This window comes from Bordetella saccharivorans, from assembly GCF_045862855.1.
Taxonomy (GTDB): domain Bacteria; phylum Pseudomonadota; class Gammaproteobacteria; order Burkholderiales; family Burkholderiaceae_B; genus Bordetella_A; species Bordetella_A petrii_F.
Map to the genome: position 1 here is coordinate 278,916 of NZ_BAAFZO010000001.1, position 17,239 is coordinate 296,154.

Sequence of the window (17,239 nt, forward strand, 5' to 3'; positions counted from 1 at the left end):
ATTCTGCGCGTAAGCCTATAATTCATTTCGCTTTTTCCGGCTCCGCTCCAGCCACCTCGGTCGTTCGGTCACGCATCTCTTTTTACCCTGCTTTAATTATGGTCTTTTCCTGGAAACGTGCCCTCGCGACCACCCTGGCGCCCCTGGCGCTGGCATTGGGCATGCTGCCGTTCGCCGCGGATGCGGCCAAGACGACCGACCCCTGCAAGACCAACGCCAAATCGGCGGCCTGCAAGGCCGCCAAGGCCAAGGCAGCCAAGACGACCAAGAAATCGACCGCCGCCACCGCCAGCAAGAAAGCCGACGCCAAGAAACCGGCCACCAAGACCACCAGCGCCAAGACCGTCTCCAGGCAAAGCGCCTCCAAGAAGGCGGCGGCGGCCAAGGCCGGCGGCAAGAGCGCCACGGCATCGAAAAAGACTGCCAAGAAAACGGCATCGACCAAGCGCACCGCCAAGAACACGGCGGTGGCGTCCAAGCACAAGGCCCGCAAGAGCACCATCGTCTACCGCCAGAATACCCGCGCCAAGGCCAGGACGGCCCAGGCCCGCGCCGAGGCGGCGCTGCCGCCGCCGGCCGCCTCCGTGCGCGCGGAAATCAACGCCCTGCGCTCCAATACGGCTTACGCGCAAGATCTCGAAACCTCGACCGTGCTGTTCGCCAAGAACGACAACGTGGTGCGGCCGATCGCCTCGATCTCCAAGCTGATGACGGCGCTGGTGGTGGTGGACGCCAACCAGCCCATGGATGAAATGCTGGAGATCACCGAGGACGACGTCGACACGCTGAAGCACACCACGTCGCGCCTGCGCGTGGGCACCCGGCTCAGCCGCGGCGACATGCTGCACCTGGCGCTGATGTCGTCGGAAAACCGCGCCGCGCATGCCCTCGGGCGCAACTACCCGGGCGGGCTGCCGGCGTTCGTCGCGGCCATGAACCAGAAAGCGCGAGCGCTGGGCATGAGCAACACCCGCTTCGTCGAGCCCACGGGCTTGTCCAGCCAGAATGTTTCGTCGCCGCGCGACCTGGCGCGCCTGCTGCGCGCCGCCGCGCAGCGCCCGCTGATCCACCGCTATTCCACCGACGACGAATACGAAGTGGACGTGGCCGACCGCACCCAGGTGTTCCGCAACACCAACCTGCTGGTGCGCAAGGCCGATTGGGACATCAAGGTGTCCAAGACCGGCTTCATCAACGAGGCGGGCGAATGCCTGGTGATGCTGGCGCGCATCAACGGCCGCGACGTGGCCATCGTGCTGCTCGACTCCCAGGGCAAGCTGTCGCGCATCGGCGACGCGGTGCGCCTGCGGCGCATCCTGCAAAGCGACGTGGCCATGCTGTAGCGTGGCGCCGCCCCTCAGGCGGCGACCCGGCGCGGCGCGGCGCCGTCATGCCAGGCGTCCGGCAGCCCCGCCAGCACCGCCTGCGCGTCCAGCGACCGGATCGGCACGGCGACATCGGCCGGAATGCGCCCGTCGACCTGCAGCAGCTCGTAGCGCAGGCAGCATACGCGTAAAAACGACGCGAAATTGGCGGCCTCGCCGCGATAATCCACCAGTTCGTCGTACAGGCGCTCGATCAGCTGATTGACGCGCATGCCGTCGCGCGCGGCGATTTCCTCCAGCACGGACCAGAACAGGCGTTCGAGCCGCACGCTGGTGGCGACGCCGTGCAGGCGCAGCGAACGGCTTTCGGGCGTGTATGAGTCCGGGTTGGCGCGGATGAAGATTTCGCACATGGCAGTGGCTCCTGGTGGGATGTCCCACTGTACGATCGGCGCCCGGCGCGCGGCAAGCGCCGCCCGCGGCCGGCGCGACGGCCGGGCGCGGCGTCGCGCGCGCAGGCGGGCGCCTGCGCGCCGCGCTTGCCGGCTCAGTGCGTGATGCGCGTGCCCAGCACCGCCAGGAACTGCGCCAGCCAGGCGGGATGCGCCGGCCAGGCCGGGGCGGTGACCAGGTTGCCGTCGGTATGCGCCTGGTCGATGGCGATCTCGGCATACGTGCCGCCGGCCAGCCGGACTTCCGGCGCGCAGGCGGGATAGGCCGAGCAGGTGCGCCCTTCCAGGATGCCGGCGGCCGCCAGCAGCTGGGCGCCGTGGCACACCGCCGCAATTGGCTTGCCGGCGCGGTCGAACTGCCGCACCAGTTCCAGCACCTGTTCATTCAGGCGCAGGTACTCGGGCGCGCGGCCGCCCGGGATCACCAGGCCGTCGTAGGCATCGGCGTCGGCCTGCTCGAAGTCCTGGTTCAGGGTGAAATCGTGGCCGCGCTTTTCGCTGTAGGTCTGCGCGCCCTCGAAGTCGTGGATGGCGGTGGCCACGCGATCGCCCGACTTCTTGCCCGGGCAGACGGCGTGCACGGTGTGTCCCACCGCCTGCAGCGCCTGGAACGGCACCATGGTTTCGTAATCTTCGGCGTAGTCGCCCACCAGCATCAGCAGTTTCTTGCCCACAGCGGTCTCCTTGGGGTTCGGGGAGGTCGGCACGATCGGATGCGTGCGGGCCGGCAAGCGCCATGCCCGGGCGCGGGCGCCCGACATCTCCGGGTAGTGACCCACCGATTGTGCGGCAGGGCCGGGCGCGGCAGGTGGTACAGGAATACCGCCCGCGCCTATTCCAGCGCCACCGACACCGGGCGGGCATCGAGCAGGCTGACCAGCACCTGGGGGTCGATGCCGATCAGGTAGCCGCGCCGCCCGCCATTGATGTAGACCACGGGGTAGTCGAGCACCTGCGCCTCGACCCACACGGGCATGCGCTTGCGCGTGCCGAACGGCGATGTGCCGCCCACTTGGTACCCGGAGTGCCGCTGGGCCACCTCGGGATGGCAGGGCGCCACTTTCTTCAGGCCGGCCTGCCGCGCCAGGTTCTTGGTGGACACTTCGCGGTCGCCATGCATGACCACCACCAGCGGACGCGCGGCCTCGTCTTCCATGATGAGCGTCTTGACCACGGCGTGCGGGTCCAGGCCCAACTGGCGGGCGGCCTCGCCGGCGCCGCCGTGGTCGACATAGTCGTACGTATGCTCGGTATAGGCGATGTGGTGCCGCTTCAGCATCTGCGTGGCGGGCGTTTCGGAAACGTGGCGGGCTTTGCTCATGGCTGCATGCGGGCCGGACAGAATGAACGGCAAAGGCGCTAGTTTAGGACTGTTCCCGCCGGCAGCGAGCCCGGCGGCGCCGGGACCGCGCTTCAGGCGCGCGGATGATGCGCGGCGTGCAGCGCCTTCAGGCGCTCGCGCGCCACGTGGGTGTAGATCTGCGTGGTGGAAATATCGGCGTGGCCCAGCAGCATCTGCACCACCCGCAGGTCGGCGCCGTGGTTCAGCAGGTGCGTGGCGAAGGCATGGCGCAGCACGTGAGGCGACAACGGCGCGCGGATGCCGGCGATGACGGCGTACTTCTTGATGAGCTGCCAGAACGCCTGGCGCGTCATGGGCTGGGCGCGCGCGGTCAGGAATAGCGCGTCGCTGACGCGCGCGCCAGCCAGGTCGGGCCGCGCGCCCTGCAGATAGCGGTCGATCCAGTGAGCAGCCTCGGCGCCCAGCGGCACCAGGCGGTCCTTGCCGCCCTTGCCCATGACCACGCGCACCACGCCTTCGTTGAGGCTGACTTCCAGCACCTTGATGTTGACCAGCTCCGACACGCGCAGGCCGGTGGCGTAGAGGGTCTCCAGCATGGCGCGGTCGCGCAGGCCGCGTGCCGTATTCAAGTCGGGCGTGGCCAGCAGGGCCTCGACCTGCGCTTCCGAAAGGGTCTTGGGCATGCGCGGCGGCTGCTTGGCCGCGCTGAGCGTCAGGCAGGGATCGCGCTGGGCGCGATGCTCGCGCAGCGCCCAGGCGTAGAAGCGGCGCAGCGCCGCCAGGCGCCGGTTGGCGGTGGTGGCGCGGCTGTCGGCGTGGCGCGCGGCGAACCAGGCCTCGATATCGGCCGTGCCGGCCTCGCGCAGCTGCCCCGCCGAGGCCGCGCCGCCGCGCTCGCCGGGGTTTTCGAGCCAGTGTGCGAAAGCGGTCAGGTCGCGCCGGTAGGCGGCCAGGGTGTTGGCCGCCAGGCCGTCCTCGAGCCAGACGGCGTCGATGAAAGCGTCGATATCGGCCTGCGAGGCCAGCGGATCGGCAGCGGAAGGCATGCGGGAGAAAACCATGGGCGGATGCGCGCTCATTCTACGGGACGGGGCGCCTGCGGAAACAATCCCGGCATGACAATCCCGGCACGGCCGCGCGCCGGCGTCAGGCCGCCGCCGTCAGCCAGCCCTCGAAGGCCTTGAGCGCATCGGAGCGCTCGTCGCGCTGCGGGTAGCCGAAGTAATAGCCCTGCCCCACCGCCAGCGCTTGCGGCACCGGCTGCACCAGCGTGCCCGCCTGCAGCGCCGGCTGCGCCAGGAAATGCGGTACCAGGCCCACCCCCAGGCCGGCCTGCGCCGCCGCCAGCATCATGGTGAACAGCTCGTAGCGCGGGCCCCCGGCGGCCTGCGGACCGTAGGGCTGGCGGTTGGCCGCATACCACTGGCGCCACGCGTCGGGGCGCGAGCTCAGGTGCAGGTGGGTCAGGCCGGCCAGGCCGTCGCCGGCGCGGCGCGGCAGGTGCGGCGCGCACACCGGCACCAGCTCTTTTTCGGGAAACAGCAACACCCCCTGCGTGCCGGGCCAGATGCCGCTGGCGTGGTACAGCGCGCCGTCGAACGGCTGGTCTTTGAACTGGAACGGCAGGGTCCGCACCGACAGGCTGACGGTGATGTCCGGGTGGCGCTGCTGGAAGCCGGCCAGGCGCGGGATCAGCCAGGTCGTCGCCAGGGTGGGCACCACGGCGATGTGGATGCTGCGGCCCATGCCGGTGCGGCTGACCAGGCCGAAGGTGTCTTTCTCGATCTGGTCCAGGTGATGGCGGATGCGGCCGGCGTATTCCGCCCCATGGTCGGTCAGCACGATGCGGCGCCGCACGCGCGTGAACAACTGCACGCCCAGGCGCGCCTCCAGGCTGGCGACCTGCCGGTAGACCGCGCTGTGCGTCAGCGCCAGTTCCTCGGCCGCGCGCGAAAAGCTGCCCAGCCGGGCCGACGCCTCGAAAGCCTGCAGGGCGCTCAGATTGGGTATGCCGTTTCTCATGGGGAAACCTGTCATTCAGGTGCCGGGCTTCCGCCTGGTTGCCGGGCACCGTTAGTATTGAGCCGACATGGCGCGCCTTCAAAGGCGTCCACCGGACAGGTGCCAGACACCTGGGCCGAGTCGGCCCTCCTGTCAAGGCGTCAGGCACCAACTGGGTGCCTGACGCCTGGCTCACGGCCCTGTGAGGGGCGACGTGCCGGCAGGTCAATATATTGTGCAATTTTATCAATTGCCTTGTGCAACCCAGGAACATTATGCTCGACGGCTTGGATTCCGGTTGATTATGACGACACCTACTTCTTCCCCCGTACCCCGCCTGGGCGGCCACATCCTGGTCGACCAACTGGCCGCCCATGGCGTCAAGCACGTGTTCTGCGTGCCCGGCGAAAGCTACCTGGCCGTGCTGGACGGCCTGCACGACGCCCGCATCGACGTCACCGTCTGCCGCCAGGAAGGCGGCGCCGCCATGATGGCCGACGCGCACGGCAAGCTCACGGGCGAGCCGGGCATCTGCATGGTCACGCGCGGCCCGGGCGCCGCCAATGCCATGGCGGGCGTGCACATCGCCAAGCAGGACTCCACCCCGCTGATCCTGTTCGTCGGCCAGATCGAGCGCGGCATGCGCGAACGCGAGGCCTTCCAGGAAATGGACTACCGCGCGGTGTTCGGCACGCAGGCCAAGTGGGTCACCGAGATCGACCAGGTCGAACGCATTCCCGAGCTGGTGTCGCGCGCCTTCCACGTGGCCACCTCGGGCCGGCCCGGCCCGGTGGTGATCGCGCTGCCCGAGGACATGCTGACCGAGACCGCCAGCGTGGCCGACGCGCCGCGCTATGAAGTGATCGACGCCGCGCCCGCCGCCGCGCAGCTCGACCAGTTGCAGGCCATGCTGGCCCAGGCGCGCGCGCCCATGGCGATCCTGGGCGGGTCGCGCTGGAGCGCCGAGGCCGTCGCGCAGTTCGCCGATTTCGCGCAGCGCCTGGCGCTGCCCACCGCCGTGTCGTTCCGGCGCCAGATGCTGTTCCCGGCCGACCATCCCTGCTTCATCGGCGACGTGGGCCTGGGGCTGAACCCCGCGCTGGCCAAGCGCGTGGCCGATGCGGACCTGATCCTGCTGGTGGGCGGCCGCATGTCGGAAAGCCCGAGCCAGGCCTATACGCTGCTGGACATTCCGGTGCCGCGCCAGAAGCTGGTGCACGTGCACCCCGACAGCGCCGAACTGGGCCGGGTCTACCGCGCCAGCCTGGCCATCAACACCTCGCCGGCCGCGTTCGCGCAGGCGCTGGCGGGAGTGCAGGGGCCGGCGCAGCCGGCCTGGGCCGAAGGCACCGCGGCCATGCGCCAGTCGTACCTGGCCTGGAGCGACCCGGCGCCGGTGCGCACTCCCGGCGCGCTGCAGATGGGCGAGATCATGGCGTACCTGGAAAAAACCCTGCCGCCCGACTCCATCATGACCAACGGCGCGGGCAACTACGCCACCTGGCTGCACCGCTTCCACCGCTTCACCCGCTACGGCACGCAATTGGCGCCCACCTCGGGCTCGATGGGCTACGGCCTGCCCGCCGCCGTGGGGGCCAAGCGCGTGCAGCCCGACAAGACCGTGGTGTGCTTCGCCGGCGACGGCTGCTTCATGATGCACGGCCAGGAATTCGCCACCGCCGTGCAGTACGGCCTGCCCATCATCGTGGTACTGGTCGACAACGGCATGTACGGCACCATCCGCATGCACCAGGAAAAACACTACCCCGGCCGCGTCTCGGCCACGTCGCTGCAGAATCCGGATTTCGCCGCCTATGCGCAGGCCTTCGGCGGCCATGGCGAGCGCGTCGAGCGCACCGAACAGTTCGCGCCGGCGTTCGAGCGTGCCCTGGCCAGCGGCAAGCCGGCCATCCTGCACTGCCTGATCGACCCGGAGACCATCACCCCGTCGACCACGCTGGAAAAAATCCGCGCCGCGGCGCTCCAGGCCGGGCAATAAGCCCGGGCCCGGCGCCGCATCGCACCCGCATCCAAGACATACGCACGGAGATCCACATGTCCTCGAACCCCTCCTTCCATTGGCAAGACCCGCTGCTGCTCGACCAGCAACTCACCGACGAAGAGCGCATGGTGCGCGACGCCGCCGCCGCCTACGCGCAGGACAAGCTGGCGCCGCGGGTGCTCAATGCCTTCCGCAACGAGCAGACCGACCCGAAGATCTTCGCCGAGATGGGCGAGCTGGGCCTGCTGGGCGCCACCATTCCCACCGAATACGGCGGCGCCGGGCTGAACTACGTCAGCTACGGCCTGATCGCCCGCGAAGTCGAGCGCATCGATTCCGGCTATCGCTCGATGATGAGCGTGCAGTCCTCGCTGGTGATGGTTCCCATCAATGAATTCGGAAGCGAAGCCCAGAAGCAGAAATACCTGCCCAAGCTGGCCAGCGGCGAGTGGATCGGCTGCTTCGGCCTGACCGAGCCCAACCACGGCTCCGACCCCAACGGCATGGAAACCCGCGCCGTGCAGACCGGCAGCGGCTACAAGCTGTCGGGCAACAAGATGTGGATCACCAATTCGCCTATCGCCGACGTGTTCGTGGTGTGGGCCAAATGCGTGGGCGGCGACTACGACGGCAAGATCCGCGGCTTCATCCTGGAAAAAGGCATGAAGGGCCTGTCGGCCCCGGCCATCCACGGCAAGGTGGGCCTGCGCGCCTCGATCACGGGCGAGATCGTCATGGACGAGGTCGAAGTGTCGGCCGAGCAGATGCTGCCGGAAGTGTCCGGCCTGCGCGGCCCCTTCACCTGCCTGAACTCGGCGCGCTATGGCATCGCCTGGGGCGCCCTGGGCGCGGCCGAGGCCTGCTGGCACACTGCCCGCCAGTACACGCTGGACCGCAAGCAATTCGGCCGCCCGCTGGCTGCCAACCAGCTCATCCAGAAGAAGCTGGCCGACATGCAGACCGAGATCACGCTGGGCCTGCAGGGCTGCCTGCGCCTGGGCCGCATGAAGGACGAAGGCACGGCCGCGGTGGAAATCACTTCCATCATGAAGCGCAATTCGTGCGGCAAGGCGCTGGACATCGCCCGCCTGGCCCGCGACATGCTGGGCGGCAACGGCATCTCCGACGAGTTCGGCGTGGCGCGCCACCTGGTGAACCTGGAAGTGGTCAACACCTACGAAGGCACGCACGACGTGCACGCGTTGATCCTGGGCCGCGCGCAGACGGGCATCCAGGCGTTCTGCTAAGCCGCGGCGCGCTGCCCAGGCCGAGCCAGGTGTCAGGCTCCCGCCAGGGTGCCTGACACCGTACGGCTGAGACAGTCTGGGCACACAAGGGTGTCAGGCACCTGCGGAGCCTGACACCTGTAAGCGACCGGGCAGCCCGTCAGTTGCCGCCGCCCAGGTCGAACAGGCTGGTGGCGTCCAGTTCCAGCACGGCTTCGTCGTGCTGGTTCAGGACGATCCAGTTCCAGGAGATGATGCCGAGGTCCGCCCGCGAGGTGGAGCGGCGCACCGCCTGCACGCGCGCCTCCAGGCGCAATGCGTCGCCCGGCCTGACCGGCACGCGCCAGCGCACTTCCCCCAGCCCCGGCGAACCGAACGACTCGGAATCGTGCAGCGCGGCCTCGACCGCCATGCGCATGGCCAGCGCGCAGGTATGCCAGCCGCTGGCGATCAGGCCGCCCCAGCGCCCTTGGGCGGCGCGCTCGACATCGGTGTGGAACCACTGCGGGTCGTACTGGCGGGCGAAATGCAGGATCTCGGCCTCGGTCACGGTAACCGGCCCGGCCTTGATCAGCATGCCTTCCTTGAATTCGGCGAACTTCATTTCGGCTTCTCGAATGACAACCGGCGTGCCTGGCACGCCGGTTCTCGTGGTGTCGGCTGGCGCCGCGCGCGCAGGGGCGCCGGCTAGTAGGTTTCGAAGTGCAGCCGCCCCTCGCGGCGCAGCGCATCATGCAGGATAGACCAATCCTGCCCGGCTTGCACGACGACATCGCGCAGCGCTTCCAGCACCCCGGCTTCCATTCCCTTCAGGCCGCACACATAAATGCAGGTGTTGGCGTCGGCCAGCAGCGCCAGCACATCGGCGGCGCGTTCGCGGATCATGTCCTGCACATAGCGCCTGGGCTGCGACGCTTCGCGCGACAGCGCCAGGTTGATGTCGATGAAATCGCGCGGCAGTTTCATCAGCGGCCCGAAATAAGGCAGCTCGCGCTGGGTGCGCGCGCCGAAGAACAGCATCAGCCGGCCATTGGTGCCGCGCGCGATGCGGCGCCGGTAGCGCTCGGTCATGGCCCGCATCGGCGCCGAGCCGGTGCCGGTGCAGATCATCACCAGGTTGGCGCCGGCGTGGTTGGGCATCAGGAAGGTATTGCCGAACGGGCCGATCACCTGGACGGTGTCGTTCTTGGCCAGGTCGCACAGGTAGTTGGAGCACACGCCGCGCGCCGGCCGGCCCTGGTGGTCCTCGGTGACGCGCTTCACCGTCAGCGACAGGTTGTTATAGCCGGCCCGCTCGCCATCGCGCGGGCTGGCCAGCGAATACTGGCGCGCGTGGTGCGGCCGGCCCTGGGCGTCGGTGCCGGGCGGCAGGATGCCGATGGACTGTCCTTCCAGCACGGGAAACGGCACATTGCCGAAATCCAGCACGATGTGGTGGATATCGCTGCCGGTGTCCTCGTCGGTGACCCGGTAGTTGCCCACCACGGTGGCGGTGGCCGGCGCCTTGTGGGTGTACAGGTTCACATACGGATGCGCGGCCGACCACGGCGGCACGCTGGCGCCGGGCAGCGATGGCGCGGACGCGACCGGCGCCTCGACGGCGGCGGTCGAGGGCGCCGCGGCCGCGTCGTCCGCCGGCGCGCCATCCGCCAGGTTCTCCGGCAGCGGCTTCTCGCCCGGCAACTCGTCCCAGCCGAATTGCTCCTGCAGGCTATAGGCCTCGGACCGCAGCACCAGCCGCCAGTTGTCGATCGATCCGGTCGGACACGGCGGCACGCAGGCCATGCAGCCGTTGCAGATGCCCGGATCGACTACGTAGTTGGTGCCGTCGTGCGTGATGGCATCGACCGGGCAGGTTTCCTCGCAGGTATTGCAGCGGATGCAGATTTCCGGGTCGATCAAATGCTGCTTGAGCACTTCGGGCGGCAAGGGCGCGTTCATTGCCGGGCTCCTGTTCCTAGTTGAAGCGCACGTACTCGAAGTTCACCGGCTGGCGGTTGACCCCCATGACCGGCGGCGCGATCCAGTTGGCGAACTTGCCCGGCTCGGCCACGCGGCCCATCAGCGAAGCGACGAAAGCGCGGTCTTCTTCGGTGGGCAGCCATTTGTCGCGGTTGGCCAGCCATTGCGACTCGCTCAGCACTTCGCCCTCGGGCGCCACGCGAATGCCGGCCAGGGTGCCGATCTGGCGGTTGAACGCCTTGTGCGGCACCGACAGGCGGAACGGCAGGCCGCTTTTCTCGATGACCTTGTTCCAGCGCCCGACGCCCGCCATGGAGTCGCGGATGAAGTCGTCGCGCAGCACTTCGTTCAGGGCATTGAGCATCGGCACCTCGATCTCGCGCAGCTTGCCACCCTCGACGGTCAGCACGCGGTAGGTGTCGTTCTTGAGCTGGTGGTCGTCGTTGCGCTTGCCTTCCTCGTAGCGCCCTTTCAGGCCGGAGCTGTAGAAGATGGCGGCATTGGACGACTGGTCGGCGCCGAACAGGTCGATGGTGACGCTGTAGTGGAAGTTCAGGTAGCGCTGGATGGTCGGCAGGTCGATCACGCCGGCGGCGCGCACCGTGGCCGGGTCGTCGGTCTTGAGCTGCTTCATGACCTCGCAGGTGCGCTGGATGATGCGCGACACGCCCGATTCGCCCACGAACATGTGATGCGCTTCCTCGGTGAGCATGAACTTGGTGGTGCGGGCCAGCGGATCGAAGCCGGATTCGGCCAGCGCACACAACTGGAACTTGCCGTCGCGGTCGGTGAAATACGTGAACATGTAGAAGGCCAGCCAGTCGGGCGTCTTCTCGTTGAAGGCGCCCAGAATGCGCGGATTGTCCGCGTCGCCCGAACTGCGCTCGAGCAGCGCGTCGGCCTCTTCGCGGCCGTCGCGGCCGAAATAGCGGTGCAGCAGGTACACCATGGCCCACAGGTGGCGGCCTTCCTCGACGTTGATCTGGAACAGGTTGCGCAGGTCGTACTGCGACGGCGCGGTCATGCCCAGGTGGCGCTGCTGCTCGATCGAGGCCGGCTCGGTATCGCCCTGGGTGACGATGATGCGCCGCAGGTTGGCGCGATGCTCGCCCGGCACGTCCTGCCAGACGTCGCGCCCCAGGTTCTCGCCGAAATGGATCTTGCGCTGGCCGTCCTGCGGCGCCAGGAAGATGCCCCAGCGGTAGTCGGGCATCTTCACGTGGTCGAAATGGGCCCAGCCGTCGGGCTCCACGCTGACCGCCGTGCGCAGGTAGACGTCGAAGCCGTGCGAGCCGTCGGGGCCCATGTCCTGCCACCATTGCAGGTAATTGGGCTGCCAGTGCTCGAGCGCGCGCTGCAGCGCGCGGTCGCCGGACAGGTTGACGTTGTTGGGGATCTTCTCGGTGTAGTTGATGCCGGACATGTCTGCTCTCTCCTTGGTGGACGGCATGCGGGCCGTCGCCGGGTGAATTGGGGGAATACCGTTTTTCCTGGGGAGGTGTCAGGCACCTTCGGAGCCTGACACCTGCTCAATGCCGATTCGTCTGGGGGGTGCCAGGCATCTTTGGAGCCTGGCGCCTGCTCAATGCCGGACTTTCTGCCAGGTGTCAGGCACCTCGGGCGCCTGACACCTACACACGGTTCCAGTCGAAGGCGGCCTGCTCGCCCTTGCCGTAGAGTTTCAGCGCGCCCTTTTCGCCGGCGGCGTTGGGACGGTTGAAGATCCAGTTCTGCCAGGCGGTCAGGCGGCCGAAAATGCGCGTCTCCATGGTTTCGCGCCCGCCGAAGCGCAAGTTGGCTTCCAGGCCGGTCAGTGCGTCCGGCGACAGGGCGCGCCGCTCTTCGAGCGCCAGGCGCACTTCATCGTCCCAGTCGATGCTGTCGGGCGCGAAAGTAACCAGGCCCAGTTCGAGCGCGCGCGCGGCGGGCAGCAATTGCCCGGCGGCGGCCCGGACGGCCTCCAGCGGCAGCGTTTCCTCGTAAAAGCGCCGCTGCAGGCGGCTCTGCCCGCTGACCAGCGGGTAAGCGCCGAAATTGCGTTCGCCCACCACGATCTGCGCCGGGCTGTCGGCATCCTCGTCGTCGAGCATGTAGATGCGGTCGGCCGCCAGGGCCAGCTCGAACAGGGTGCCGGCAAAGCAGGAACCGGGCTCGATCAGCGCGAAGATCGAACGCGACGTGACGTCCAGCCGCGCCAGCGTGCGGCGCAGCATGCCGGCTGTCTCGCGCACGAACCAGTGGTCGCCGTGCTGCTGCAAGGCCGCGTCGGCCGCCAGCACGGCCTGGATGTCGCCTTCGGTCTTGAAGACCCAGGTGCCCAGGTCGGGCTCGTTGGTACGCAGGCTCAGGATCGCGTCATCCAGCTCGCGTGCCATCTGCAGCGGCCACCAGGCCGCGCCGGCCGCGACGATGGCGTCCACCTCCTGCTCCACCGGCGCTTGCGGCGCCCGCACTGTCCAGGTGGCCAGCCGCTTGTCGCGATCGAACGCCACCTCTACGTAGCGATAAGACAGGCGGTCTTCCTCGACACGGCGCTCCAGCGGGGTCAGGGCCACGCCGCGCGCCTGCGCCGGCCGGTCGCTGCCGGCGGCCAGCTCCTCGGCGCGCGCGCGCACCGCCGCCTCGAACTGGGCCGGCTTGACCACCTGGTCCACCAGCCGCCAGTCCTTGGCGCGCTGCCCGCGCACCCCTTCCACCAGGGTGCAGAAAATATCGGCATGGTCGTGCCGCACCTTGCGCTTGTCGGTGACGCGCGTGAGCCCGCCGGTGCCCGGCAGCACGCCCAGCAGCGGGACTTCCGGCAGGGCCACGGCCGACGAGCGGTCGTCGACCAGCACGATCTCGTCGCAGGCCAGCGCCAGCTCATAGCCGCCGCCGGCGCACGCGCCATTGAGCGCCGCGATGAACTTCAGCCCGCCGTACCGGCTGGAATCCTCGATGCCATTGCGAGTCTCGTTGGTGAACTTGCAGAAATTCACCTTCCAGGCGTGCGACGACAAGCCCAGCATGAAGATATTCGCGCCCGAGCAGAAGATGCGGTCCTTCATGCTGGTGACGACGACCGTGCGCACCTCGGGATGCTCGAAGCGGATGCGCTGCAGGGCGTCGTGCAGCTCGATATCCACCCCCAGGTCATACGAGTTCAGCTTCAGCTTGTACCCGGGCCGCAAGCCCCCGTCCTCGGCTACATCCATCGCCAGCGTGGCGATGGCGCCGTCGAATTTCAATTTCCAGTGCCGATACCGGGCCGGCTCCGTCTGGAAGTCCACGCGGGTGGCGGGGCTGCTCATGATGCGTCTCCTGGAGTATGAACAATACTGCATTAGATGAATTAAAGTGCAGATTAGTGCAGAAAAAAAAGCCCGTCAAGCACCAGATGCACAAAAATGCAGTTTCCCCTGCCCGCCCTTCCGCGACACCCGGGCTCGCCACACCCGCCTGCCGTGCCCGCCCCCGTTACAAATGCGCCTGCAGGCCGCGCAGGGCGGACTGCAGACGCGGCCCCGCAAGACGCTCCTCTTTCCCCCCCCCCCCGTAGCAACGAAGCGCAAGAACCCCTACCTGCCCCGCGCCGCTGGCCATGCGTCCATTGCAAGTCGCCGGCGGGCGGCGGGGCGGGCGGGGCGCCTCGGGGCCGAGCGAGCGGACGCCGTAGGGAGGCCCGGACGGGCCGGACGAGGCGAGCGTAGCGATTCCGGGCGCGCGGGGCGCCCGGACGGCGCCGTGAAGCCCCGCCCGCCCCGCCGCCCGCCGGCGACGCCAATAGAACACCAACACCCAGCCAACCAGCCAACCAGCCAACCAGCCCGACAGACAAGCACGGCTGCTACAACGGCAACCCGCAAGCCTTGCGCACCTGCGCCCGCAGCCCCCCGAAGCTCTCCTGCAGGCTCAAGTCGCTGGTCACCCAGGTCAGGTCGGCCTTGGCATAGAACGCCTCGCGCCCGGCCAGGATGCGCTTGAGGTCGGCCATGGCTTCGTTGTTGCCGGACATGGGACGGAAATCTCCCTGCGCCATGACCCGCGCCATATGTTCGTCGGGCGTGGCGCGCAGCCATACCGTGTAGCAATGGCTCAGCAGCAGGTTGAGCGTGGCCGGCTCCGACACCAGCCCGCCCGGCGTGGCCAGCACCATCTCGGGGTAGATCTGCACCGCCTCCTCGAGAGCGCGGCGCTCGTAGCGCCGATAGGCATTGGGCCCGTACAGGTTGTGGATTTCGAGGATGCTGCAGCCGGCCACCCGTTCGATCTCGCGGTTGAGTTCGACGAACGGATAGCCCAGGTCGTCGGCCAGCATCTGCCCCAGCGTGGATTTGCCGGCGCCGCGCAGGCCGATGAGCGCCACGCGCTGGAAACGGTTGGGGCGCTGCGCTCCGCCGCCGACGCCGAACAGCTGTGCCAGTGCCTCGCGGGCGCGCTGCAGGTCGGATTCGGTGCGGCCGCTGAGCAGCTCCCGGATCAAGAGCCAGTCGGGCGATTCGGTGGTGACGTCGCCGACCAGTTCCGCCAGGGCGCAATTGAAGGCCTTGGCAATTTGCAGCAACACCAGGATGGAGGCGTTGCCGACGCCGTGCTCCAGGTTCGCCAAATGGCGCTCGGACACGCCGGTTGCCTGGGACAGGCTCTTGCGCGTCATGCCGCGTATGGCGCGCAGGCGCCGCACGCGCTCGCCCAGCGCCACCAGGAATGGTTCGCGGCGCGGCTCCGATGATTCCTTGTCTAGCGCTTGGATCATGCGATCGACTCCGAGGAAACCCTCATTTTCAGCGTTTTATGCACTATAGTGCTTGACTGTGATGGTGTGAAGCACTATTTTTCTTCAAACCAACCGCTGGTGGGCGCAAAAAAACCATAAAAAAGCAATTCATTGCATGCGCCGCGACCAGTGCGCCGACAGTGTAAAGGACGAGACAAGCATGAAACCCCCGGCGTCATTCCATCAATTGATGCGCAGCATCACCGCCCCGCTAGCCGGCCTGCCGCTGGACCAGGCGCTGCAGGAACGGCTCAACCGCGACATGGGCGCCGCCAGCCAGCCGTACCGCGAAGTATTCGCCGCCTGTCGACAGGGCGTGGCCGAGGGCTGGCTGTGCGGCCGCGAAGGCGGCGGCATCCGCTATGGCCGCGTCTTCCCCGCCGACGACGAACTGGCGGGCTTTTCGGTCGACGTGGTGGAGATGCCGAGCCTTGCCGGCCCGCACCATGCCCATCCGCACGGCGAGATCGACCTGATCATGCCGCTGGACGAGGCTGCGCGCTTCGACGGCCATCCCGCCGGCTGGCTGGTCTACGGCCCCGGCAGCGCGCACCACCCCACCGTCAGCGGCGGCCGCGCGCTGGTGCTGTACCTGCTGCCCGGCGGCGCCATCGAATTCACGCGGGCATAGCGATATGGAGCGACTGCACAATTACGTGGCGGGGCAATGGCAGGCGGGCCGGGGCGATGGCATGGTGTTGCGCGACCCGCTGTCGGGCGCGCCGCTGGCCGCGGTCGACAATACCGGCCTCGACCTGCCGGCCGCCTGCGGCTGGGCCCGCCGCACCGGCGGCGCGGCGCTGCGCGCCCTGACGTACGCCGAGCGCGCCGCGCTGCTGGGGCAGATGGCCGAAGTGCTGCAGGCCAACCGCGACAAGTACTACGACATTGCCCTGCGCAATTCGGGCACCGTGAAACAGGATTCCGCGGTCGACATCGAGGGCGGCATCTATACCCTGTCGTACTACGCCAGGCTGGGCGCCGGCCTGGCCGACCGGGGTTTTCGCGCCGACGGCCCGGCCGACGCGCTGGCGCGCGACGGCGCCTACCAGGTGCAGCACATCGCGGTGCCGGTGCGCGGCCTGGCGCTGCTGATCAACGCCTTCAATTTTCCGTCCTGGGGCCTGTGGGAGAAAGCCGGCCCGGCGCTGCTGTCGGGCGTGCCCATCGTGGTCAAGCCGGCCACCGCGACCGCCTGGCTGGCCCATGCGATGGTGGCCGACGTACTGGCCGCCGGCGTCCTGCCGGCCGGCGCGCTGACGCTGGTATGCGGCAGCTCGGCCGGGTTGCTGGACGCGCTGGCCCCGGGCGACGTGCTGTCCTTCACCGGCTCCTCGGACACGGCCGCCCTGCTGCGCGCCCATCCACGCGTGGCGCGCGATGGCGTGCGCATGAACGCCGAGACCGACAGCCTGAACTGCGCGCTGCTGGGCCCGGACGCGGCCGCCGGCGGCGCGGCGTTCGACGCGCTGGTGCGCGAAGCGGTGCGCGAGATCACCGTGAAATCGGGCCAGAAATGCACGGCCATCCGCCGCATCCTGGTGCCGCGCGCGGCCTACGCGCGCACGGCCGAGGCCATCGCGGCGGCGCTGGCGGACATCGCGGTCGGCGACCCGCGCAACCCCGCGGTGCGCATGGGCTCGCTGGTCAGCCGCGCCCAGCACGACGATGTGCAGGCGGGCATCCGGGCCCTGCGCGCGGGCAGCGAGGTGTTGTTCGACGGCGGCCGCGTGCAGTTGCTGGACGCCGACCCGGCGGTCGCCGCCTGCGTGGCGCCCTGGCTGCTGGGCGCGCCCGATCCCGATGCGCATCCGCTGGCGCACGACCGCGAGGTATTCGGCCCGCTCGCCACCCTGATGCCCTATCGCGACGCCGGCCATGCCTACGAGCTGGCGCGGCGCGGGCAGGGTTCCCTGGTGACCTCGGTATATAGCGACGACACGGCATTCCTGGCGCGCAGCGCGCTGGAACTGGCCGACAGCCACGGCCGCGTGCACTTGGTCAGCCCCGAGGCCGCCCGGACGCACACCGGCCACGGCAATGTGATGCCGCAGGCGCTGCATGGCGGCCCGGGCCGGGCCGGCGGCGGCGAAGAACTGGGCGGCCTGCGCGCGCTGGGCTTGTACCACCGCCGCGCCGCCATCCAGGGCGCGCCACAGCGCCTGCAGGCGCTGGCGTGAACGCACAGCGACGACAGCCGAACATCGGAGAG

The 17,239-nt window shown here is 68.7% G+C and carries 15 protein-coding genes; 5 read left to right on the forward strand and 10 right to left on the reverse strand.

The genetic code is table 11. The annotated features are described in order from the left end of the window. Positions 1–98: 98 nt before the first annotated feature. Positions 99–1,343: a D-alanyl-D-alanine endopeptidase gene (gene pbpG, locus ACKTT0_RS01315; protein ID WP_407847481.1), complete on the forward strand. Its 1,245-nt coding sequence runs from the start codon at positions 99–101 to the stop codon at positions 1,341–1,343. 14 nt (positions 1,344–1,357) lie between these two features. Here the strand turns inward: pbpG and ACKTT0_RS01320 are convergent, their stop codons facing one another. The 5 genes from ACKTT0_RS01320 to ACKTT0_RS01340 all read right to left on the reverse strand — a co-directional run bounded on the left by ACKTT0_RS01320 (position 1,358) and on the right by ACKTT0_RS01340 (position 5,102). Then, complete coding sequence (locus ACKTT0_RS01320; protein ID WP_407847483.1) at positions 1,358–1,738, reverse strand: ribbon-helix-helix domain-containing protein; 381 nt, start codon at positions 1,736–1,738, stop codon at positions 1,358–1,360. Positions 1,739–1,872: 134 nt separating this feature from the next. Beyond that, positions 1,873–2,451: a DJ-1/PfpI family protein gene (locus ACKTT0_RS01325; protein WP_407852360.1), complete on the reverse strand. Its 579-nt coding sequence runs from the start codon at positions 2,449–2,451 to the stop codon at positions 1,873–1,875. A 158-nt stretch (positions 2,452–2,609) separates the two neighbouring features. Beyond that, positions 2,610–3,098, reverse strand: coding sequence for a Cys-tRNA(Pro) deacylase (gene ybaK / locus ACKTT0_RS01330; protein ID WP_407847485.1), 489 nt, complete (start codon positions 3,096–3,098; stop codon positions 2,610–2,612). 92 nt (positions 3,099–3,190) lie between these two features. Beyond that, the gene (gene xerD, locus ACKTT0_RS01335) at positions 3,191–4,126 is read right to left on the reverse strand and encodes a site-specific tyrosine recombinase XerD (RefSeq protein ID WP_407847486.1); all 936 of its coding nucleotides are present in this window, start codon (positions 4,124–4,126) and stop codon (positions 3,191–3,193) included. A 100-nt stretch (positions 4,127–4,226) separates the two neighbouring features. Continuing rightward, positions 4,227–5,102 (reverse strand): LysR substrate-binding domain-containing protein, encoded by an 876-nt coding sequence (locus tag ACKTT0_RS01340; protein WP_407847487.1) that lies wholly within the window; start codon positions 5,100–5,102, stop codon positions 4,227–4,229. Between the two features lie 283 nt (positions 5,103–5,385). On the opposite strand from ACKTT0_RS01340, the gene ACKTT0_RS01345 reads away from it, so the two are divergent. Further along, positions 5,386–7,080 carry a thiamine pyrophosphate-binding protein gene (locus tag ACKTT0_RS01345; protein WP_407847489.1) on the forward strand — a complete coding sequence of 565 codons (1,695 nt, stop codon included), beginning with the start codon at positions 5,386–5,388 and terminating at the stop codon, positions 7,078–7,080. 56 nt (positions 7,081–7,136) lie between these two features. Next, positions 7,137–8,330, forward strand: a complete 1,194-nt coding sequence (locus ACKTT0_RS01350) for an acyl-CoA dehydrogenase (RefSeq protein WP_028353178.1) — start codon at positions 7,137–7,139, stop codon at positions 8,328–8,330. A gap of 139 nt (positions 8,331–8,469) precedes the next feature. Here ACKTT0_RS01350 and ACKTT0_RS01355 read toward each other — a convergent pair whose 3' ends face one another. The 5 genes from ACKTT0_RS01355 to ACKTT0_RS01375 all read right to left on the reverse strand — a co-directional run bounded on the left by ACKTT0_RS01355 (position 8,470) and on the right by ACKTT0_RS01375 (position 15,006). Continuing rightward, positions 8,470–8,913 carry a MaoC family dehydratase gene (locus tag ACKTT0_RS01355; protein WP_028353177.1) on the reverse strand — a complete coding sequence of 148 codons (444 nt, stop codon included), beginning with the start codon at positions 8,911–8,913 and terminating at the stop codon, positions 8,470–8,472. Between the two features lie 83 nt (positions 8,914–8,996). Beyond that, positions 8,997–10,250 (reverse strand): benzoyl-CoA 2,3-epoxidase subunit BoxA, encoded by a 1,254-nt coding sequence (boxA, locus tag ACKTT0_RS01360; protein WP_407847491.1) that lies wholly within the window; start codon positions 10,248–10,250, stop codon positions 8,997–8,999. 16 nt (positions 10,251–10,266) lie between these two features. Next, complete coding sequence (gene boxB / locus ACKTT0_RS01365) at positions 10,267–11,694, reverse strand: benzoyl-CoA 2,3-epoxidase subunit BoxB (protein WP_407847493.1); 1,428 nt, start codon at positions 11,692–11,694, stop codon at positions 10,267–10,269. A 208-nt stretch (positions 11,695–11,902) separates the two neighbouring features. Continuing rightward, complete coding sequence (gene boxC, locus ACKTT0_RS01370; protein ID WP_407847494.1) at positions 11,903–13,561, reverse strand: 2,3-epoxybenzoyl-CoA dihydrolase; 1,659 nt, start codon at positions 13,559–13,561, stop codon at positions 11,903–11,905. A 536-nt stretch (positions 13,562–14,097) separates the two neighbouring features. Next, positions 14,098–15,006, reverse strand: a complete 909-nt coding sequence (locus tag ACKTT0_RS01375) for a helix-turn-helix transcriptional regulator (RefSeq protein ID WP_407847496.1) — start codon at positions 15,004–15,006, stop codon at positions 14,098–14,100. 181 nt (positions 15,007–15,187) lie between these two features. On the opposite strand from ACKTT0_RS01375, the gene ACKTT0_RS01380 reads away from it, so the two are divergent. Together ACKTT0_RS01380 and ACKTT0_RS01385 are read left to right on the forward strand one after the other, a co-directional pair. Continuing rightward, positions 15,188–15,658 carry a 4-hydroxylaminobenzoate lyase gene (locus ACKTT0_RS01380; protein WP_407847498.1) on the forward strand — a complete coding sequence of 157 codons (471 nt, stop codon included), beginning with the start codon at positions 15,188–15,190 and terminating at the stop codon, positions 15,656–15,658. Positions 15,659–15,662: 4 nt separating this feature from the next. Beyond that, positions 15,663–17,207, forward strand: a complete 1,545-nt coding sequence (locus tag ACKTT0_RS01385; protein WP_407847499.1) for a 3,4-dehydroadipyl-CoA semialdehyde dehydrogenase — start codon at positions 15,663–15,665, stop codon at positions 17,205–17,207. The last annotated feature ends 32 nt before the right edge of the window (positions 17,208–17,239 follow it).